The organism is Paenibacillus lycopersici, assembly GCF_010119935.1.
Lineage (GTDB): Bacteria > Bacillota > Bacilli > Paenibacillales > Paenibacillaceae > Paenibacillus_Z > Paenibacillus_Z lycopersici.
In genome coordinates, this window is record NZ_CP048209.1 from 6,701,024 (window position 1) to 6,718,332 (window position 17,309).

Sequence of the window (17,309 nt, forward strand, 5' to 3'; positions counted from 1 at the left end):
CATGTCTTATCTCGATCTTGTCCGCGCGCGCAATCCGCTCGTGCACAACATCACCAACTGGGTCGTGACGGGCTTCACCGCCAACGGCCTGCTCGCCATGGGCGCTTCTCCGATCATGGCCTACGCCCATGAAGAAGTCGCGGATGTCGCGAAAATCTCCGGCGCCGTCCTGCTGAACATGGGAACGCTGGACGCATCCGTCGTCCAATCCATCCTGCTGGCCGGCAAATCGGCGAACGCGCACGGCGTTCCGGTCGTCTTCGACCCCGTCGGCGCCGGCGCGACGCCGTACCGGACGGAAGCGGCGCAGCGAATCGTGCGCGAAGTGAAGCTGACCGCGCTGCGCGGCAACGTCGCCGAAGTGGCGAACGTCGTCGGCGAGAGCTGGTCGATCAAAGGCGTCGACGCCGGCGCGGGCGAAGGCGATGTCGCCGCGCTGGCCGTTCGTGCGGCGAAGAAGCTCGGCTGCCTCGTCGTGATCACCGGCAAAGACGACGTCGTCACGGACGGCGAGACGACGTTCGTCGTCAGCAACGGCCATCCGATCTTGACGCAGGTGACCGGCACCGGCTGCCTGCTCGGCTCGGTCGTCGGCGCTTTCCTGGCCGTGGCCGGAGATGCGGGGGCTCGTCTCGAAGCGGCCGCCGAAGCGCTTGCGTTCTACGGCGTCGCGGCGGAGCTCGCCTATGCGGCGACGGAAGGCCGGGGGCCCGGCAGCTTCCAGATCGAATTCCTGAACCAGCTCGCGCTGGTCACGCCGGACACGCTGAAGGCGAAAGCCGCGATCGCTAGACTGGCCTAATGTCTGCGCAGCGGCTGCGGAGAAGGAGGATTACCACAACATGACTATCATTCATAAAGCATTGACGATCGCGGGCTCCGACAGCGGCGGCGGCGCAGGCATCCAAGCCGACCTGAAGACGTTTCAGGAGCTCGGCGTGTACGGCATGTCCGCCCTGACCGCCGTCACCGCGCAGAACACGCTCGGCGTCCACGGCGTCTACCCGATGGAGCCCGCAGCCGTCGCCGCGCAGCTGGACGCGCTCGGCGCGGACCTGCAGCCCGACGCGGTGAAGACCGGCATGCTGTTCAGCTCGGACATCATCCGCACGGTGGCGGAGAAGGTCGAGCGCTACGGATGGCGCAAGCTCGTCATCGATCCCGTCATGGTCGCCAAGGGCGGCTCGCAGCTGCTGCTGCGGGAAGCGGTCGATGCGCTTATCGCGCGGCTGCTGCCGCTCGCGCTCGTCACGACGCCGAACATTCCCGAAGCCGAAATGCTGACGGGCATGCGGATCGCATCCATGCAGGAGCGGGAGCTTGCCGCCAAGCGGATCGTGGAGATGGGCTCGCGGTACGCGCTGATCAAAGGCGGCCACGGCGCGCCCGAAGAGCCGATGGTCGATTTGCTCTACGACGGCAGATCGTTCGCCTACCTCGAAAGCAAGCGGGTCGATACCCGGCATACGCACGGGACGGGCTGCACGTACTCCGCGGCGATCACCGCGGAGCTTGCCCGGGGCAAGACCGTCGCCGAAGCGATGCAGACGGCCAAGCAGTTCATTCAAGCGGCGATCGAGGACGGGCTCGGCATCGGCGGCGGACACGGGCCGACGAACCATTTTGCGTACCAGCGCAGACGGCGGGGTGAGCCGCATGTCCGATAACGATGACAGCCGCCGCAAGCAGGCGTATGGCGACCCTCGCGAGAGCCGCGAAGCCGCCATACGCCGCGCGATGCGCGTCTACCTGATCATGGGCAGTACGAACGTACCCGCCGGCATGGACCCGGCCGAGCTGCTGCGCGAGGCGATCGCCGGCGGCGTCACCTGCTTCCAGTTCCGCGAGAAAGGCGGCGGCGCGCTGGCCGGCGAAGCGAAGCTGGCGCTGGCGAAGCGGCTGCAAGCGGTCTGCCGGGAACACGGCATCCCGTTCATCGTCAACGACGACATCAGCCTGGCCGTCACGGTGAAAGCCGACGGTATCCATGTCGGCCAGGACGACGATCCCGCCGCCGCGATCCGGGCGCGGATCGGCCCGGGCGCCATCGTCGGCGTATCTGCGCATACGCCAGGCGAAGCGCGGCAGGCGCTGGCGGACGGCGCCGATTACTTGGGCATCGGGCCGATCTATCCGACCGGCTCGAAGCCCGACGCCAAAGCGCCGCAGGGCACGCGGCTGCTCGAGGAGCTGCGCGCGGCAGGCATCGGCGCGCCGCTTGTCGCCATCGGCGGCATCGCGCCGGACAATGCCGCGCCAATCATGGCGGCCGGAGCGGACGGCGTCTCCGTCATCTCGGCGATCACGCTCGCGCCGTCGGCGCGGGAGGCGGCACTGCAGCTCGCCGGCGCCACCGCCGAACCGCAGCAGCAGAGGCAGCAATAACGCAGCCGGGCAAGCGCCCGCAGGCGCAGCGAATAACGGCAGCCCATGGACCGCATACGTGTCCTGGGCTGCCGTTTTGTGTTGTATGGCGGCGGCTTGCGCCTCCCGCATGCCTCCTGCCTTGCCTGCCAGGTATGCCTTACCCGCCTTGTCTGTCTTACCGCTTTGCTTGCATTACCTGCCCTGCCTGCCTTCTCCGCTCCAATATCCGCTCACCCGATATGCCTGCCAACCGCCTCCACCGCCCTGCGATAGACATCATCCCAATCCCGATCCGCGCTCTCGATTGTATAAGCCGGGAACGGTAGCGTATCCAGCAGGCTCAGCTCGATCCGCTTGCGGTTCTCCATGCGCCGGATATTGGCTTCCGCGGCGACATGGGGCTTGGAGCGGATTCCGGAAATCCATGTCTGCTGCTCCCGTACGCTTGGCTGGGACAAATAAATCAGCAGCGGATGCAGGGCGGCAATCCGCCCGGCAATACCGCGGATATGCGCTTCGATCTGGCCGTCGTCGGCTTCGTAATGGCCGCGCAAATCATGAATCTGATGCTGCAGGAACACCGCCTCGAGCACATATACGCGCTCCGAGGCGGCCGCAAGCGCCGCGAAGCGCGCCCATTGCCCCTGGATCGCATGCGTGAACTCCGCCGGCGTGGCGGCAGGCGAATCCGTCCAGCACAGCTCGCGGGCCTTCAGCTCGGCATATAACGCCGGCGACGCCTCGAATGCTTCGACCTCGCGATAAGGAACCAGATAACGGTTCCCGTCCTGTATGGCCCGCGAACGGATAGCGTCGGCCATGTCCGGATATCGCTCCAGCAATGTCCTGTACTCCTCCTCCCGGAAGAAAGCGTGCCAATTCAGACTCGCCGGATGCCCCGCCGCGCCTTCGTCATAGAACTCGGATAAGATCCCTTGTCCCGCGAGATGGCGCTGCAATCGTTCCGCTAACGTCGATTTGCCGGTGCCGCACAGTCCCTCCACCAGTATCAATCTGCCATCCTTTCGCATGCTATAAGCCCCCTCGTAATAATCCGCCCTTGATCGAATACCGTCTTGCGGAACGCATCGCCCGCCGCATCCTTTCAACATTCGGGAGGCAGGCTCGGCGATCCTGCCGCAAGCATGTCCCGGCTGCCGGATTCCGGAATAATTTCCACCGCGATGCGCACCCTAATGGCTGGCAAAATCAATCGAAAGGCGGCAGCATTCCGATGGCAACGAACAATAACGACGATATGACGCTGACGAACCGGCAAGGCCACCCCATCACGGATAACCAAAACATCCGCACGATCGGCAGCCGCGGTCCGTCAACGCTGGAGAATTACCATTTTATCGAGAAAATCTCCCACTTCGACCGGGAGCGCGTGCCGGAGCGCGTCGTCCATGCCCGCGGCGCCGGCGCTTACGGGTATTTCGAAAGCTATGGCAGAGCGGGCGACGAGCCCGTCTCGAAATACACGCGGGCGAAGCTGTTCCAGGAAGCGGGCAAACGAACGCCGGTGTTCGTCCGGTTCTCGACCGTCACGAACGGCGCCCATTCGCCGGAGACGCTCCGCGACCCGCGCGGCTTCGCCGTCAAGTTCTACACCGAGGACGGCAACTGGGACCTCGTCGGCAACAACCTGAAAATTTTCTTCATTCGCGATCCGCTGAAATTCCCCGACATGGTGCATGCGTTCAAGGTCGATCCCGTCACGAACCTGTCCAATCCGGAGCGGATGTTCGACTTCTTGTCCTGCTCGCCGGAAGCGACGCATATGGTGACGTTTCTGTTCTCGCCTTGGGGCATTCCGGCCAATTACCGGCAAATGCAAGGCTCGGGCGTCAATACATACAAGTGGGTCAATAAGGACGGCGAGGCGATGCTGGTCAAATACCACTGGGAGCCGCTGAAGCACGGCATCAAGAACCTGCTGCAGAACGAAGCGGACGCCATCCAGGGGATGAACACCAGCCATGCCACGCAGGATTTGTACGAGGCGATCGAACGCGGGGACTATCCGGAGTGGGAGCTGCGGGTGCAGCTGATGTCCGATGACGAGCATGCGGAGCTGGACTACGATCCGCTCGACCCGACGAAGCTGTGGGACGAAGACAAATTCCCGTTCCTCCCCGTCGGCAAAATGGTGCTGGACCGCAATCCCGAGAACTACTTCGCCGAAGTGGAGCAGGCGGCGTTCGGAACCGGCGTGCTCGTGGACGGCCTCGATTTCTCCGACGACAAGCTGCTGCAGGGCCGGACGTTCTCCTATTCCGATACGCAGCGGTACCGGGTCGGCACGAACTACTTGCAATTGCCGGTCAACGCGCCCCATGCGCCGGTGGCCACGAACCAGCGCGACGGGCAGATGGCCATCGTCGTCGACCGCGCGAGCGGACAGAGCCCGCACGTGAACTACGAGCCGTCCTCGCTCGGCGGCTTGAAGGAAGCGGCGCCGTCCGGCAAGGAGCATCAACCGGCCTATAACGCGAAGCTCGTCCGCCAGAAGCTGGAGCGTCCGAACGACTTCAAGCAAGCCGGCGAAACGTACCGGAAACTCGAGGATTGGGAGCGCGACGAGCTGATCTCCAACCTGGTCGACGCCTTGAAAATATGCCAGCCGCAAATCGGCGAGCGCATGATCGGCTATTTCGCGCAGGCCGATCCGGACTACGGCAAGCGGGTCGCCGAAGGCTTGGCGAACGCGAAGGTCGATACGTCGCATCTCGGATCGGCATCGCTGCGCGAAGGCGCGGAAATCGCGGAGCATTCGGGACACAAAACCGACGGCTATTAAGCGACTGGCGCCGCGCCGTTAACGCCAACAAGCCTGCAAGCCGCCTGTGGAGAAGGATCGTTCGTCCATCCGTTCCCAGGCGCGCTTGCAGGCTTTATTTATCGGCACGGTGCGGCAGAGACTGCATCTGCTAGTCGTCCAATACGCCGCTCATGTTCGCTTGTTCGATCATATGTCCGATATTGCCTTCTCCCGCGAACAGGGCCATATCGAAGAAATCATGCTCCAACCCGGACCAATACAGCTCGTTCTCGTCCCCCGCGATTTCGGCTTCGCCTCTCAGCTTGCCGGCGTACACCTCGACATAGCAGTCTTGATAATAGTATTTGAAGTCCATCAGGTGGCGCAGCGCAATCTGTTCCCTGCGGATGCCTGTCTCCTCGAACAGCTCCCGGTAAGCCGCGTCGATCCCCGATTCGCCCGGCTCGATCTTGCCGCCGACCAGATTGTTCAATCCTTTGTACGGGTCCTTCAGCCGTTTGCACATCAGCAGCCGGTCCTTGTTCCTGTTATAGATCATCAGCACGTTATAGCCCTGCATAATCGCATGCAACTTCCTCTCTAATTCTGTCGTAAAAGGGATCATAGAAGAAAGGATGAACGCGCATGCCTGCCCGGACAGCCATTATGAAAGCCATACGAACGCCAAGCTTCGTATTCTTCGCCTCGGTGCTGCTCGTGTCCGTCTTGACGGGCATCCTGTCGAAGCCATATTTCACGGAACGCGTCTTCTACCTCTACGAGAACGCGTACGCGTTCGACGGCGAGAACGATCATCTCGTCACCTATCATAGCAGCACGGGCGGCCCCGTCCAAGTCCGAATCGACGACGAGCTGCATCGCACGGTCCTCGTCGGCGGACAGTCCTATTCCATCGCGGACAAGAGCGTCCCCTATACGGCCCGATTCCGCGTCGCGTATCCGAACGGCCATGCCTATAAGGTCGAGGGCAGCGGCAGCGGCGGCTTGCTCTTAAGCTATGATGACGAAGGCAATCTCGTCAGCGATGTTCAGATGTACGCCAACGGCGAACGGATCAAGCAGGAAGGAGAAGAAGACTTCCCGCCTTCGGCGCTCGTCATCGCGGCTTATCCGGACTATCACTTCAAACGAGGCATGCCCGCGTTTCTGTATCTCGCGCTCGCCCTGCTGGTCTACGGCTGGTGCGCCTTCCGGTACGAAGCCTTCCAAACCTGGACGTTCCGTCTCTCTCCGCAGCGGCTCATGTACGAGAACCCCGAGCCGAGCGATTTCTATTATTTCATGTGCAAGGCGGGCGGCATCGTCGTCATGGCCGGTTCCCTCTTCGTCGCGTTCAAAGCGTTCTAGGCGCGGTTCGGCCAGGCGTCGGGCGGCACATCGGGAGGTGCCGGCTTCAAGCCTGCCCGGCCTCGTTCCGCCGCCGGCGCCTTATTTCATCAGCTGTTTGACCAGCTCGCGATTGCGCTCCTTGAACCGGTCGTTATGCGAGGACACCATGGCGTACTTCTCGGCTTCCGGCTGGATGAACTGCTTCGCCCGGTTGACGGCGTTCGCGGCATCCTGGAAGGCGCCGGCGATCAGATGCAGCTTGCCGTCATGCATCAGAATGTCGCCCGCCGCGTACAGTCCCGGCACGGAGGACTCGCTGCCGACGCTGCCGGACACGTAGAAGTCTTCCAGCATCTCGATATTCAGCTCGCTCGACTGCAGCAGCGTCGAATCGCGGTCGTAGCCGTGGTTAATGACGATTTCGTCCGCCTCGTAAGACGTCACCTCGCCCGTCTGATGGTTCGTCAATTCGACGCGCTCGATCGTCTCGTGGTCGCTGCTCGCGATCAGCTTCGTAATCGAGGAATGGAAAATGACCTGCGCGGAGCTGTTCATGAGCTGCTGCACCTGCGCCTCATGTCCGTTCAGCCCGCCTTTGCGGTACACGACGATGACCTGCTTGGCGATCGGCTCCAGCTCGTTCGCCCAGTCGACGGCGGAGTTGCCGCCGCCCGACACGAGGACGGTTTTATCCTTGAAGGTGCGCAGCGACTTGACCGTATAGTGCAAATTGCCGACCTCGAACCGCTCCGCGCCTTCGATATCCAGCTTCGTCGGATTGAGGATGCCGCTGCCGACCGCGACGATGACGGTCTTGGAGAAATGCACCGCGCCGGAAGCCGTGTGCAGCTCGAAGATCCCTTCCTCGTTGCGGGCAATCGACTCGACCTTCTCGTTCAACGCCACCTCGGGATTGAACGTCAGTCCCTGCTCCACCAGCTGCTCGATCAGCTTCGCGCCGGGAATGGGCGTAAGCCCGCCGATGTCCCATATCATTTTCTCCGGATAGACATGCACCTTGCCGCCGAGCTGCGGCTGGAACTCGATAATCTTCGTCTTCATGTCCCGCAGTCCGCTATAGAAGGCCGAGTACAGTCCCGCCGGGCCGCCACCGATAATCGTAATATCGAATAAATCCGTTTCTTTCATTGCAGCCGATCCCTCCCCATCTCACTGATAACGATTCTCAATAAGTTTAAATATACAGTGCCGCGCGCTCTTTTACAAGTTGATATTGACAATCATTCTCATCGGCTCTATCGTTGTATACGGAAATAGTGATAATTGTTATCACTTGCACTCGGCGTTCTGCCGGCATCACACTACTATGATCAAAGGAGCTTTATAATCATGAGAAAGGCTTTATTCCCGGCTCTCGTAGCCCTTATCCTCATCCTTGGCGCGTGCGGCAACTCCAACTCCGCCAGCACGTCCAACAATGCCGCGGCCGGTAACCAATCCGCCGATAACGCTGCCGGCAATGCAGCCTCGAACAACAGCGCGGCTGCGTCCGATAACGCCGCGGCCGATACGGCAGCGGCAAGCGGCACGATTACGTACCAATCCGAGAGCGGTCCTATCGAAGTGCCCGCCAATCCGCAGCGCGTCGTCGTCCTCTCTTCGTATGCGGGCGATATGATCCAGTTGGGCGTGAACGTCGTCGGCGCGGACGCCTGGTCGATGAAGAACCCCCGTTTTGCCGATAAGCTGAAGGATGCGAAGGAAGTGTCCGACGAGGATCTGGAGAAAATCATCGAGCTGAACCCCGACCTGATCATCGGTCTGGACGGCATTAAAAACCTCGACAAGCTGAAGGAAATCGCGCCGACGGTCATGTACACCTACAACAAAGTCGATTACTTGACGCAATTCCTCGAGCTCGGGAAGCTGGTGAACAAAGAGAAAGAAGCGCAAGCCTGGATCGACGACTTCAAGGCGCGCGCGGCCGAGGCCGGCAAGGAAATCAAAGCCAAGATCGGCGAGAAAGCCACGGTGTCCGTCATCGAGAGCTTCGACAAGCAGCTGTACGTCTACGGCGACAGCTGGGGCCGCGGCACCGAAATTCTGTACCAGGCGATGGGCTTGAACATGCCGCAGAAGGTGAAGGACAATGCGCTGAAGGACGGATACTTCGCGCTGTCGACGGAAGTGCTGCCGCAATTCGCGGGCGATTACGTCATCCTGAGCAATATCAGCGGCAGCGACACCTCGTTCCAGAAGACGGACACGTACAAGAACATCCCGGCGGTGAAAAACGGCCACGTGTTCGAGGTCAGCGGCGACGAGTTCTATTTCAACGACGCCAACACGCTGGACTTCCAGCTCGAGTTCCTCAAGAAGAGCTTCCTGGGGCAATAAGACGATGGCTGAAGGTACAAGGACCGCGCGCCCTATCCCTTTTGCTTACAAGCTGACGGCAGGCATCCTGTTCTTCGCCGCGATGTTCTTCGTCTCCATGGTGCTCGGCGCCGCCCACACGTCCGTCCGGGACGTGTGGCTGGCGATCACGACGAACCGGCCGGGCGAGAGCCTCGACATTCTCCGCGATATCCGATTGCCGCGCGAAATCGCGGCCATCTTCGTCGGGGCGGCGCTTGCCGTGTCCGGTGCGGCCATGCAGGGCATGACGCGCAACCCGCTTGCCGATCCCGGCCTGCTGGGCCTGACAGCCGGCGCTAACGCGGCACTGGCTTTAACGATCGCGCTCGTGCCCGCGGCGAATTATTTCTGGATTACGGTTGCTTGCTTCATCGGCGCCGCTGCCGGCTCGCTGCTCGTGCTCGGCGTCGGAGCCGCGAAGAAAGGCGGCTTCTCTCCGCTGCGGATCGTGCTTGCCGGCTCGGCGATTTCGGCGTTTCTGTACGCCGCCGCCGAAGGGATCGGCCTGGCGTTCAAAATTTCCAAGAACGTCTCCATGTGGACGGCCGGCGGCCTGATCGGCGCGTCATGGGAACAACTGCAGGTCATCGTGCCGTTCATTGCGGTCGGCATTCTGGCGGCGCTCGCCCTGTCGAAGCAATTGACCATTCTCAGCTTGAACGAAGACGTCGCCGTCGGCCTCGGCCAGCGGACCGCGTTCATCAAGGCGGCGCTGTTCCTCGTCACCGTCCTGCTTGCCGGCGCTTCCGTATCGCTTGTCGGGAACCTGACGTTCCTAGGGCTGATGATCCCGCATATCGTGCGGGCGATCGTCGGCACGGACTACCGCTTCGTCGTGCCGATGTCGGCCATTGCGGGCGCTTCGTTCATGCTGATGGCCGATACGCTCGCCCGTACGCTCAACGCGCCGTATGAAACGCCGGTCGCCGCGATCGTCGCCGTGGTCGGACTGCCCTTCTTCTTGTTCATCATGCGCAGAGGAGGCAAGCTGATCCGATGATTCGTCCCGAACTGATCCGCAAGCAGCGGTTGATCCTGCTGGCCTTGACCGCGCTGATTCTGTTAACCGTATTCGGCGGCATGGGCCTAGGCTATGCCAAGCTCTCCTATGGCCGCCTGTTCCCGACGCTGTTCGGGCACGGCAATTTCAAAGAGCATTTCGTCCTGTTCGACATCCGGCTGCCGCGCATCTGCATCACGCTCCTGGCTGGCATGGCGCTGGCGCTGTCCGGTTCCATCCTGCAAAGCGTGACGCGCAACGACCTGGCCGATCCCGGCATTATCGGCATCAACGCCGGCGCGGGCGTCGGCGTCTCGCTGTTCTTCCTGTTCATGCCGATCGATTCGACGACGTTCGCCTACGTGCTGCCGATGGTCGCCTTCGGCGGCGCGCTGCTGACGTCCGCGCTCATCTACCTGTTCGCCTACAAGCGGCATGCCGGCCTGCAGCCCGTCCGGCTCGTCCTGACCGGCGTCGGCTTCTCGATGGCGCTCTCGGGCGTGCAGATCGTCCTGATCTCATCGACCGACCGGGAGAAAGTGGACTTCATCTCGAAATGGAACGCCGGCAGCGTCTGGGGAACCGACTGGCCCTTCATCTGGGCGGTCGTTCCTTGGCTGATCGTCCTCATCCCGTTCGTGCTGTACAAGGCCAACAAGCTCAACCTGCTGGCGCTGGACGATGCCGTCGCCGTCGGCGTAGGCGTCTCCCTGTCCAGAGAGCGCCTCGTGCTGCTGCTCGCCGCCGTCGCGCTGGCGGCGTCCGCCGTCTCCGTGACGGGGGGCATCGCCTTCGTCGGCCTGATGGCGCCGCATATCGCGAAGGCGCTGGTCGGGCCGCGCAATCAACTGTTCATCCCCGTCGCCGTCCTGATCGGCGGATGGCTGCTCGTGCTGGCCGATACGATCGGGCGCAATGTCGGCACCGCCGACGGCATCCCGGCAGGCATCGTAGTCGCGTTGATCGGCGCGCCGTATTTCGTCTATCTGCTGCTGAAGCGGATATAAGCGGAGCATCGCAAGCGGCCGCGCCGCCTCGTCGGCGAAACGAAAGAAGCGCTTCCTCCCACTAGGGCGGAGCGCTTCTTCGTGCTGTTCGTGCTAGTTAAAGGCCGTGTTATTGATCAAACGCGCCCAAGACGGCGGACTCGGGCGTCCACGCCGTCTGCATCGCCTTATACAGCTTGGCACAAGCCATCCCCGGAGGAAAGGAGGCCGCCCGGAACAGCAGGCCGATCGTCATCGCGATCAGGCCTTCGCTAGCCAGCGGCCGCATGACCGTGCGGGCATCCGGCGCTTCCGCGATAATCCGCGGCACAAGCGCGATGCCAAGCCCCTGCGCGACATAAGAGCGGATCGCCGTCATGCTGCCGATCTCCATCGTATCCGCCTGCGGCTGGCCGGTCTCCTGCAGAACGGCTTCCAGCTTCTTGCGGTAAGGACATGTCGGCGACGTGATCAGCAGCCGGTGCTTCCGCAGATCTCCCGGCGCGATGACGGCCTGCTCCGCCAGCGGATGACCCGCCGGCAGCGCGACGACGAACGGCTCCTGGTACAGCGGTTCGAAATACAGCTCCGGCGCCAAGCCCGGGGCCGAGCATACGGCCATATCCAGCTCGCCGCCGAGCAGCTTCTCGCTCAGGACCGGCGTACTGCCGACGTCGATCGAGAGGCGCACATGCGGGTGCTCCGCCATGAACCGCTCCACGAGGGCCGGAAGCCGGCTGCTCGCCGCCGGTTCCGTCGCTCCGAGCCGAATATGCCCCGCTGCGCCGAGCTGCAGGCTGGACAAGCCGCGCTGCATGCTCTCCGCCCGCTGGACGATATCCAGGCTCTGCTCGTGGAACAGCCGTCCGGCCTCCGTCAGCCGGACGGTTTTGCCGCCCCGTTCGATCAGTTGGACGCCGCAGTCCGCTTCGAGCTTCTGTACTTGCATGGTAACGGTCGACTGGGCGTAATTAAGCGCTTCCGCCGCCCGAACGAAGCTCCCGTGCCGCACGACGGCATGGAACGTTTTGAATGCTTTCAAATCCATGAACGCAGACACCTCCGATGGCAGCGATAGCCGATTCAATATTTTTGAACGACCCCTTCAATATATTCAATTATACAAATACGCCCTCCAAGGGTACAATGGCACCAGGTGGCCGCAAACGCCGGAAACCGGCAACCATAAAGGAGCTGAGCCTATGGAATTGAAGAATAGAACGGCGATCGTCACGGGCGGGGGAACCGGAATCGGGAGAGCGGTCAGCCTGTTGCTCGCCGGCAAGGGCGCCCGCGTCTGCGTCAATTATTCCCGCTCGCGGGAAGACGCGGAAGACACCGTACGGCAGATCCGCGGGCAAGGCGGCGAAGCCATTGCCGTCCGGGCCGACGTCGCCCGGGACGAAGACGTGCGCGCCATGGTCCGGCAGACCGTCGATGCCTTCGGCGGCGTGCAGCTGCTCGTGAACAACGCGAGCATCACGCATCATATCGCCATGGACGACCTCGAAGCGGTGACGGAGGACGTGTGGGATTCGCTGCTCGACGTGAACGTGAAGGGCATGTTCCGCTGCGCCCGGGCGGCCGCGCCCTGGATGAAGCAGGCCGGGCAGGGCGCCATCGTCAACGTCGGCAGCATTTCGGGCCAAACCGGGCTCGGCTCCTCGCTGCCGTACGCCGTCTCGAAGGCGGCCGTCCACGGGCTGACAAAGTCGCTCGCCCGCGCCCTATCCCCGGATATCCGCGTGAACGGCGTCGTGCCCGGAGCGGTCGCGACCCGATGGTGGGCCGGCCGGGAGGCGCAGATGAACCGGCTCGCCCCGAACCTGCTGCTGCAGCGCATCGCATCGCCGGAGGACGTCGCGCAGCTGATCTGCGCCGCGCTGGAGCAGGAGGCGATGACGGGGCAGCTGCTTACGGTCGACAGCGGCCAGACGCTGTGACCGCGCGGGATTCGTGCCTCTGGCAGCTTCGGGCCGCGGACCGTTAGACTCGCCGCGCAGCCGGCCCGACAAGAAGAGAGCGCGCCTCGAAGTCGATCTCCGGGCACGCTCTCTTCTTCTACGCTTATACGGTTGTTTTCGATTACGCTCGAAGCTTGCATGAATCGGCTGTCAGGCCTCTACGCGCGCACCTGTTCGTCCTTCGGCAGCGCGACGGCCAGGATGCCGAGCAGCGGCAAGTAGGCGCACAGCTTCATCATGAAATCGATGCTCGTCGCATCGGCGATCCAGCCGAGCACGGCCGAACCGAGGCCGCCGATGCCGAACGCCAGGCCGAAGAACAGGCCCGAGACGAGGCCGACCTTGCCCGGCATCAGCTCCTGCGCGAACACGACGATGATCGAGAACGCCGACGACAGGACGAAGCCCGCGCAGATGCACATCAAGCTCGTCCAGAGCAGGTTGCCGTACGGCAGCAGCATCGAGAACGGCGCCGTTCCCAGGATCGAGAACCAGATGATGTTGCGGCGACCGTACCGGTCCGCAAGCGGTCCGCCGAAGAACGTGCCCGCCGCGGACGCCGCCAGGAACGAGAACAGGAACAGCTGCGAATGCTGTACCGACACGCCGTAATGATCGATCAAATAAAAGCTGTAATAGCTGGACAAGCTCGACATATAAATATGCTTCGTAAAGACGAGAAAGACGAGGACGGTGATCGCCCAGATCACTTGGTTGCGGGACAAGCCGCCTGGGGCGCGGTCCTTCTTCTCGCCGGAGGCCGCTTTCGGCTTGGACCCGGCCGGGCGCGGCTGCAGCGCGTTCTGGCCGTACCAGCGGGCGACGTAGCTCTGGATGACGATCGCGGCGCAGGCGGCGATGACGAACCAGAGGACGCTGATCTGCCCGAGCGGAACGAAGATCGCGGCGCTCATGATCGGTCCGAGCGCGCCGCCGATGTTGCCGCCCACCTGGAAGATCGACTGCGCCAGCCCGCGCTTCCCGCCCGCCGCCATGTACGCGACGCGCGACGACTCGGGATGGAAGATCGCCGACCCGATCCCCATCAGCATGACGGCGATGACGACGTAGGCGTAATGGGGCGCAAGCGCGAGCGCGACGACGCCGACCAGCGTGAAGCATACCCCGACGGGCAAAATATACGGCCTTGCGCGGCGGTCGGCATACATGCCGACGAGCGGCTGAATGACCGCCGCCGTAACGTTCATCGCGAACGCGATAAACCCGATCTGTTTGTAGCTTAAATGCATCGAATCGCGCAGTACCGGAAACAGCGCCGACACGGTCGATTGCATCGTGTCGTTCAATAAATGCACGATGCTGATGGCGAATAAAATCGGAAACACGGTCGCGCTGACCGGCACCGACTTGGATAACACCTTGGCCACGTTCACCTCTCCTTTGAAGCGCTCAAGCTCTCTGAATACGAGGCTGCGGATTGCCTCTTCATGCCCATCATTCTATTACACGCGCCCTTCCTGCACAATGATTACTTTTTTCGTGACCGCATCCGGTCCCATCGACACGCCAAAAACCCCCTCCAAGCCGACACCGGCGCCGGGCCGGCGCATGTCTGCCTGAAGGGGATCGGATCGTTCGCCCGACCGCGGGCGGGCTTGGAGATCCTCTAATGCAAGGCGGCAAGATCCGCCTCCCGCGCGGGCGCGCCGCTTCCTGCGGCCGCTTCATCCGTGCAATGGCGCGGGCCGCTCCGCCTTATGCCACTCGTCGGCCCGGAGCGGCGTCCTCCTGAAGAGCCTTATGCTTCCAAGCGCCGAAGCAGCGCCTCCAGGCTCATATCCGCAAGCGACCGGAGCTGCAGATCGTACTCGTCGAAGACCAGATGGCGCGTGACGTCGTTGGGCACCGTGACGCAGCGCATGCCGGCCGCCTTGGCCGCCCGCGCGCCGTTCGGCGAATCCTCGAATGCCACCGCCTCGTGCGGCTCGATGCCGAACTCGCGGATCACCTGCGCGTACAGCTCGGGATCGGGCTTCACCAGCCGCACATTCTCGCGTACCCGGATGCATTCGAAATACGGCAGCACGTTCAGCTTCGCGATATGCCCCATCACCCAATCCCGGCCAGAGCTCGAGGCAAGCCCGATCCGCAGTCCGAGCGCCTGCGCCGCTTGCAAGTAATCCTCCACGCCCGGCCGGATCGCCTCCTGCGCCAGCAGCCTGTCGAACTTCGTTCGGAACCGCCCGCGCAAGTCGTCCCGGTCGACCGGCTTGCCCAGGCAGGCCTCCAGATGGTCGTACGGATTAAAGCCGCTGTCGTTCGTGCCGACGCACTGCCCCCAGACGCTCAGCTCCAGCTCCTGCCCATGCTCCGCGAAAAGCTCGCGGTGCGCCTTGTATTCCGGCACCTCGGTATCGTAGATCAACCCGTCGAAATCGAATACGATCGCTTTTATCAATTAAACCGCCTCCCCGGGAATCGATGACCTTCTTACGTAGTCATTCTCGTTCCTCCAGCGGAATTCCTTGTTTCATTGACCGCCTTCGGTCTGCGTCGTCACGATGATCCCGTCGCCATTGTTGCCGGATACGGTATACGCTCCCTTATCGGGGACCCGGATTAACGTCTTCCCGGTCGGCGACGCCGGATAATACGCTACCGTATAGGCAATTCCTTGATAGGCCGCCGTCATCGTCCCATGCGCCTTCAAGGCCTCGAGATACTCTTCCAGCGTCCATTGATGATCATGCATCAATTTGCTGTGCGGCAGCCCGACGTAGCGAAAATGCCACGGCTCGAACTGAATGCCGGTGATGTCCGTCTTGTCCTTCGGATAACGAAGAATGAAGCCGTACTTCCAGGCGTTCTTGCTCAGCCATTTGCCCTCCGGCGCCTTGCTCATCTCCGTCTCGGTCGAGCCGATGTCCATGGAGAGGCCCAGATTATGCTCGCTGTACCCCGGCGGAAGCGCATAGTCCGCGCCCTTCTGCTCGTACAGCTTCTCCTGCTCCCGTTCGTTCCGGTACCCGCTGTTGATCACGAAATGCCGGATGCCGTCCCCGCTCGCCGCCTCCACGAGCACCTCCCACTTCTCCGCCACGCGCCGCGAAAGGTTCACCGTCGTATCCATCAAGCCGTAGCCCTTCGTCAGCTCCGGATGATCGTACAGATTGACGATATCGGTCAGCCGCCCCGCCTCCTTGACGGGATGCTCCTGATCGACGAGCACCAAGTTCCCTTGATACGGCTGGTTTGGCCCTGCCTGCACCGTATGCGTCTCCGTCTCCGGGAGCGGTGCCGCCTCCTCGCGATCGTTCCGCGCATCGGCGTACCGCGCGACTTGCACGGCGATCAATCCCAGCACGATGAGACCTGCCAACTGCGTCTTCTTCATGCGCCCCAATCCCTTCTCGCCATTAACTCAGGCCAGTGTAAGGGAAACAACTAAAGAAGAAGCGGCGGAAGGATAAACTTTTTCTTAAATTCGAGCCTGAGCGCGCGCGAGGATCAGTCGTAGTTCTTCGCGATCGTGGCCAGGTACTGCTCGATGGGCACCGAATTCCGCATCGCCAGCAGGCTCTTGCCCGCTTCGCCGACCACGGTCCGGAATTGAACGCTTGCCCCGGTCGCTTGCGCCGCGATGGCGTCCACGATGATTTGCGGATCGTCCAGATGGCTCTCGTCGCGGCTCGTCATCATGGCGGTGATCTTATCCATGTGCTTGTCATAAACCGTAATGTTCTCGTCTTTGTTCCATCGAATGCTGTTCACGAAATTAGTGCCGGACGAACCGCCTTGTTCAATTAGGCGAAGCTCGATGTTCAGCGGCTTGAGCTCGTAATAGAGACCTTCCGTCAAGCCTTCCAGCGCGAACTTGGACATATTGTACAGCGAGCCGAGCGGGAGTGCCGTCGTAAGCCCCATGAACGAGCTGATGTTAATGAACATGCCGCCGCCTGCGGCTCTGAAGTGCGGCAGAAACTTGCGGATGACGTTGATCGGACCGCGGGTATTGACCGCGAACTGCCAATCGATCGTGTCTTCCGCCGCCAGCTCAAGCGCCCCGTACGAGCCCATGCCCGCATTGTTGACGACGACGTCGATCCTGCCGAAAGCCGCGATCGCCTCCTTCGCGGCAGCGTCGACCTCCGCCAAGTTCGTGACGTCCAGCTTGAACAGTTTAATGTTCTCGTACGCGGTAAGCTCCTGCTCCTTCTCCGGCGTGCGCATCGTCGCGGCGACGTTCCACCCGAGCTTCGCAAAATGAATCGCGGTCCGTTTGCCAAGCCCCGAGCTCGTTCCCGTAATGAAAATCGTCTTCTTCTCCATGTGTATCCCTCCAGGTTCTAATCGTTCATTCGCTTGCCCGCAGCGCGGACTGAACGTTCGTTCTATTCCGATTACACTTCTTCGCTGCTTCCTGCTTCCTTCTCACTGCTTACTGCATGCCGCTTCGACAATACGTACCGCGGCGATGCGGCGAATGCCAGGTACAACGGCAGCGTTACCGCCGCGCTATCAAATATATCGAACGTTCG

16 protein-coding genes and 1 pseudogene are annotated in these 17,309 nt (G+C 62.1%); 9 read left to right on the plus strand and 8 right to left on the minus strand.

All coding sequences use genetic code 11. From position 1 onward, the window contains the following. Window position 1: 1 nt before the first annotated feature. The 3 genes from thiM to thiE all read left to right on the plus strand — a co-directional run bounded on the left by thiM (window position 2) and on the right by thiE (window position 2,385). On the plus strand, window positions 2-802 hold the full coding sequence (gene thiM, locus GXP70_RS29290) for a hydroxyethylthiazole kinase (RefSeq protein WP_162360197.1): 801 nt from the start codon (window positions 2-4) through the stop codon (window positions 800-802). A gap of 46 nt (window positions 803-848) precedes the next feature. Then, window positions 849-1,667 carry a bifunctional hydroxymethylpyrimidine kinase/phosphomethylpyrimidine kinase gene (thiD, locus tag GXP70_RS29295; RefSeq protein ID WP_162360745.1) on the plus strand — a complete coding sequence of 273 codons (819 nt, stop codon included), beginning with the start codon at window positions 849-851 and terminating at the stop codon, window positions 1,665-1,667. A gap of 70 nt (window positions 1,668-1,737) precedes the next feature. Further along, window positions 1,738-2,385: a thiamine phosphate synthase gene (gene thiE / locus GXP70_RS29300; RefSeq protein WP_225442919.1), complete on the plus strand. Its 648-nt coding sequence runs from the start codon at window positions 1,738-1,740 to the stop codon at window positions 2,383-2,385. 212 nt (window positions 2,386-2,597) lie between these two features. Here thiE and GXP70_RS29305 read toward each other — a convergent pair whose 3' ends face one another. Next, window positions 2,598-3,398 carry a P-loop NTPase family protein gene (locus tag GXP70_RS29305; protein ID WP_162360199.1) on the minus strand — a complete coding sequence of 267 codons (801 nt, stop codon included), beginning with the start codon at window positions 3,396-3,398 and terminating at the stop codon, window positions 2,598-2,600. Between the two features lie 224 nt (window positions 3,399-3,622). On the opposite strand from GXP70_RS29305, the pseudogene GXP70_RS29310 reads away from it, so the two are divergent. Continuing rightward, window positions 3,623-5,170 (plus strand): annotated as a pseudogene (locus GXP70_RS29310) (catalase); the annotation flags it as partial. A 130-nt stretch (window positions 5,171-5,300) separates the two neighbouring features. Here the strand turns inward: GXP70_RS29310 and GXP70_RS29315 are convergent. Continuing rightward, on the minus strand, window positions 5,301-5,711 hold the full coding sequence (locus GXP70_RS29315) for an NUDIX hydrolase (RefSeq protein ID WP_162360201.1): 411 nt from the start codon (window positions 5,709-5,711) through the stop codon (window positions 5,301-5,303). A gap of 65 nt (window positions 5,712-5,776) precedes the next feature. Between GXP70_RS29315 and GXP70_RS29320 the strand changes: the two genes are divergently transcribed. Then, window positions 5,777-6,499 (plus strand): DUF6199 family natural product biosynthesis protein, encoded by a 723-nt coding sequence (locus tag GXP70_RS29320; protein ID WP_162360202.1) that lies wholly within the window; start codon window positions 5,777-5,779, stop codon window positions 6,497-6,499. A gap of 81 nt (window positions 6,500-6,580) precedes the next feature. Here the strand turns inward: GXP70_RS29320 and GXP70_RS29325 are convergent, their stop codons facing one another. Then, on the minus strand, window positions 6,581-7,630 hold the full coding sequence (locus GXP70_RS29325; RefSeq protein ID WP_162360203.1) for an NAD(P)/FAD-dependent oxidoreductase: 1,050 nt from the start codon (window positions 7,628-7,630) through the stop codon (window positions 6,581-6,583). 201 nt (window positions 7,631-7,831) lie between these two features. On the opposite strand from GXP70_RS29325, the gene GXP70_RS29330 reads away from it, so the two are divergent. The 3 genes from GXP70_RS29330 to GXP70_RS29340 are packed head-to-tail and all read left to right on the plus strand — an operon-like array spanning window position 7,832 to window position 10,867. Further along, window positions 7,832-8,839, plus strand: a complete 1,008-nt coding sequence (locus tag GXP70_RS29330) for an iron-hydroxamate ABC transporter substrate-binding protein (RefSeq protein WP_162360204.1) — start codon at window positions 7,832-7,834, stop codon at window positions 8,837-8,839. 4 nt (window positions 8,840-8,843) lie between these two features. Beyond that, complete coding sequence (locus GXP70_RS29335; protein ID WP_162360205.1) at window positions 8,844-9,860, plus strand: FecCD family ABC transporter permease; 1,017 nt, start codon at window positions 8,844-8,846, stop codon at window positions 9,858-9,860. Continuing rightward, a complete protein-coding gene (locus GXP70_RS29340) occupies window positions 9,857-10,867 on the plus strand; it encodes a FecCD family ABC transporter permease (RefSeq protein ID WP_162360206.1) in 1,011 nt (336 codons plus the stop codon). The genes GXP70_RS29335 and GXP70_RS29340 overlap by 4 nt, the downstream gene beginning before the upstream one ends. Before the next feature lie 109 nt (window positions 10,868-10,976). On the opposite strand, the gene GXP70_RS29345 is transcribed toward GXP70_RS29340, so the two are convergent. Beyond that, on the minus strand, window positions 10,977-11,894 hold the full coding sequence (locus tag GXP70_RS29345) for a LysR family transcriptional regulator (protein ID WP_162360207.1): 918 nt from the start codon (window positions 11,892-11,894) through the stop codon (window positions 10,977-10,979). A 154-nt stretch (window positions 11,895-12,048) separates the two neighbouring features. Between GXP70_RS29345 and GXP70_RS29350 the strand changes: the two genes are divergently transcribed. Beyond that, window positions 12,049-12,789, plus strand: a complete 741-nt coding sequence (locus GXP70_RS29350; protein WP_162360208.1) for an SDR family NAD(P)-dependent oxidoreductase — start codon at window positions 12,049-12,051, stop codon at window positions 12,787-12,789. A 179-nt stretch (window positions 12,790-12,968) separates the two neighbouring features. On the opposite strand, the gene GXP70_RS29355 is transcribed toward GXP70_RS29350, so the two are convergent. The 4 genes from GXP70_RS29355 to GXP70_RS29370 form a co-directional block, all read right to left on the minus strand. Continuing rightward, window positions 12,969-14,198: an MFS transporter gene (locus GXP70_RS29355; protein ID WP_162360209.1), complete on the minus strand. Its 1,230-nt coding sequence runs from the start codon at window positions 14,196-14,198 to the stop codon at window positions 12,969-12,971. A 371-nt stretch (window positions 14,199-14,569) separates the two neighbouring features. After that, a complete protein-coding gene (locus GXP70_RS29360) occupies window positions 14,570-15,229 on the minus strand; it encodes an HAD family hydrolase (RefSeq protein ID WP_162360210.1) in 660 nt (219 codons plus the stop codon). A 72-nt stretch (window positions 15,230-15,301) separates the two neighbouring features. Further along, window positions 15,302-16,165, minus strand: coding sequence for a M15 family metallopeptidase (locus GXP70_RS29365; protein ID WP_162360211.1), 864 nt, complete (start codon window positions 16,163-16,165; stop codon window positions 15,302-15,304). 113 nt (window positions 16,166-16,278) lie between these two features. After that, a complete protein-coding gene (locus GXP70_RS29370) occupies window positions 16,279-17,100 on the minus strand; it encodes an SDR family oxidoreductase (protein WP_162360212.1) in 822 nt (273 codons plus the stop codon). Window positions 17,101-17,309: the final 209 nt, after the last annotated feature.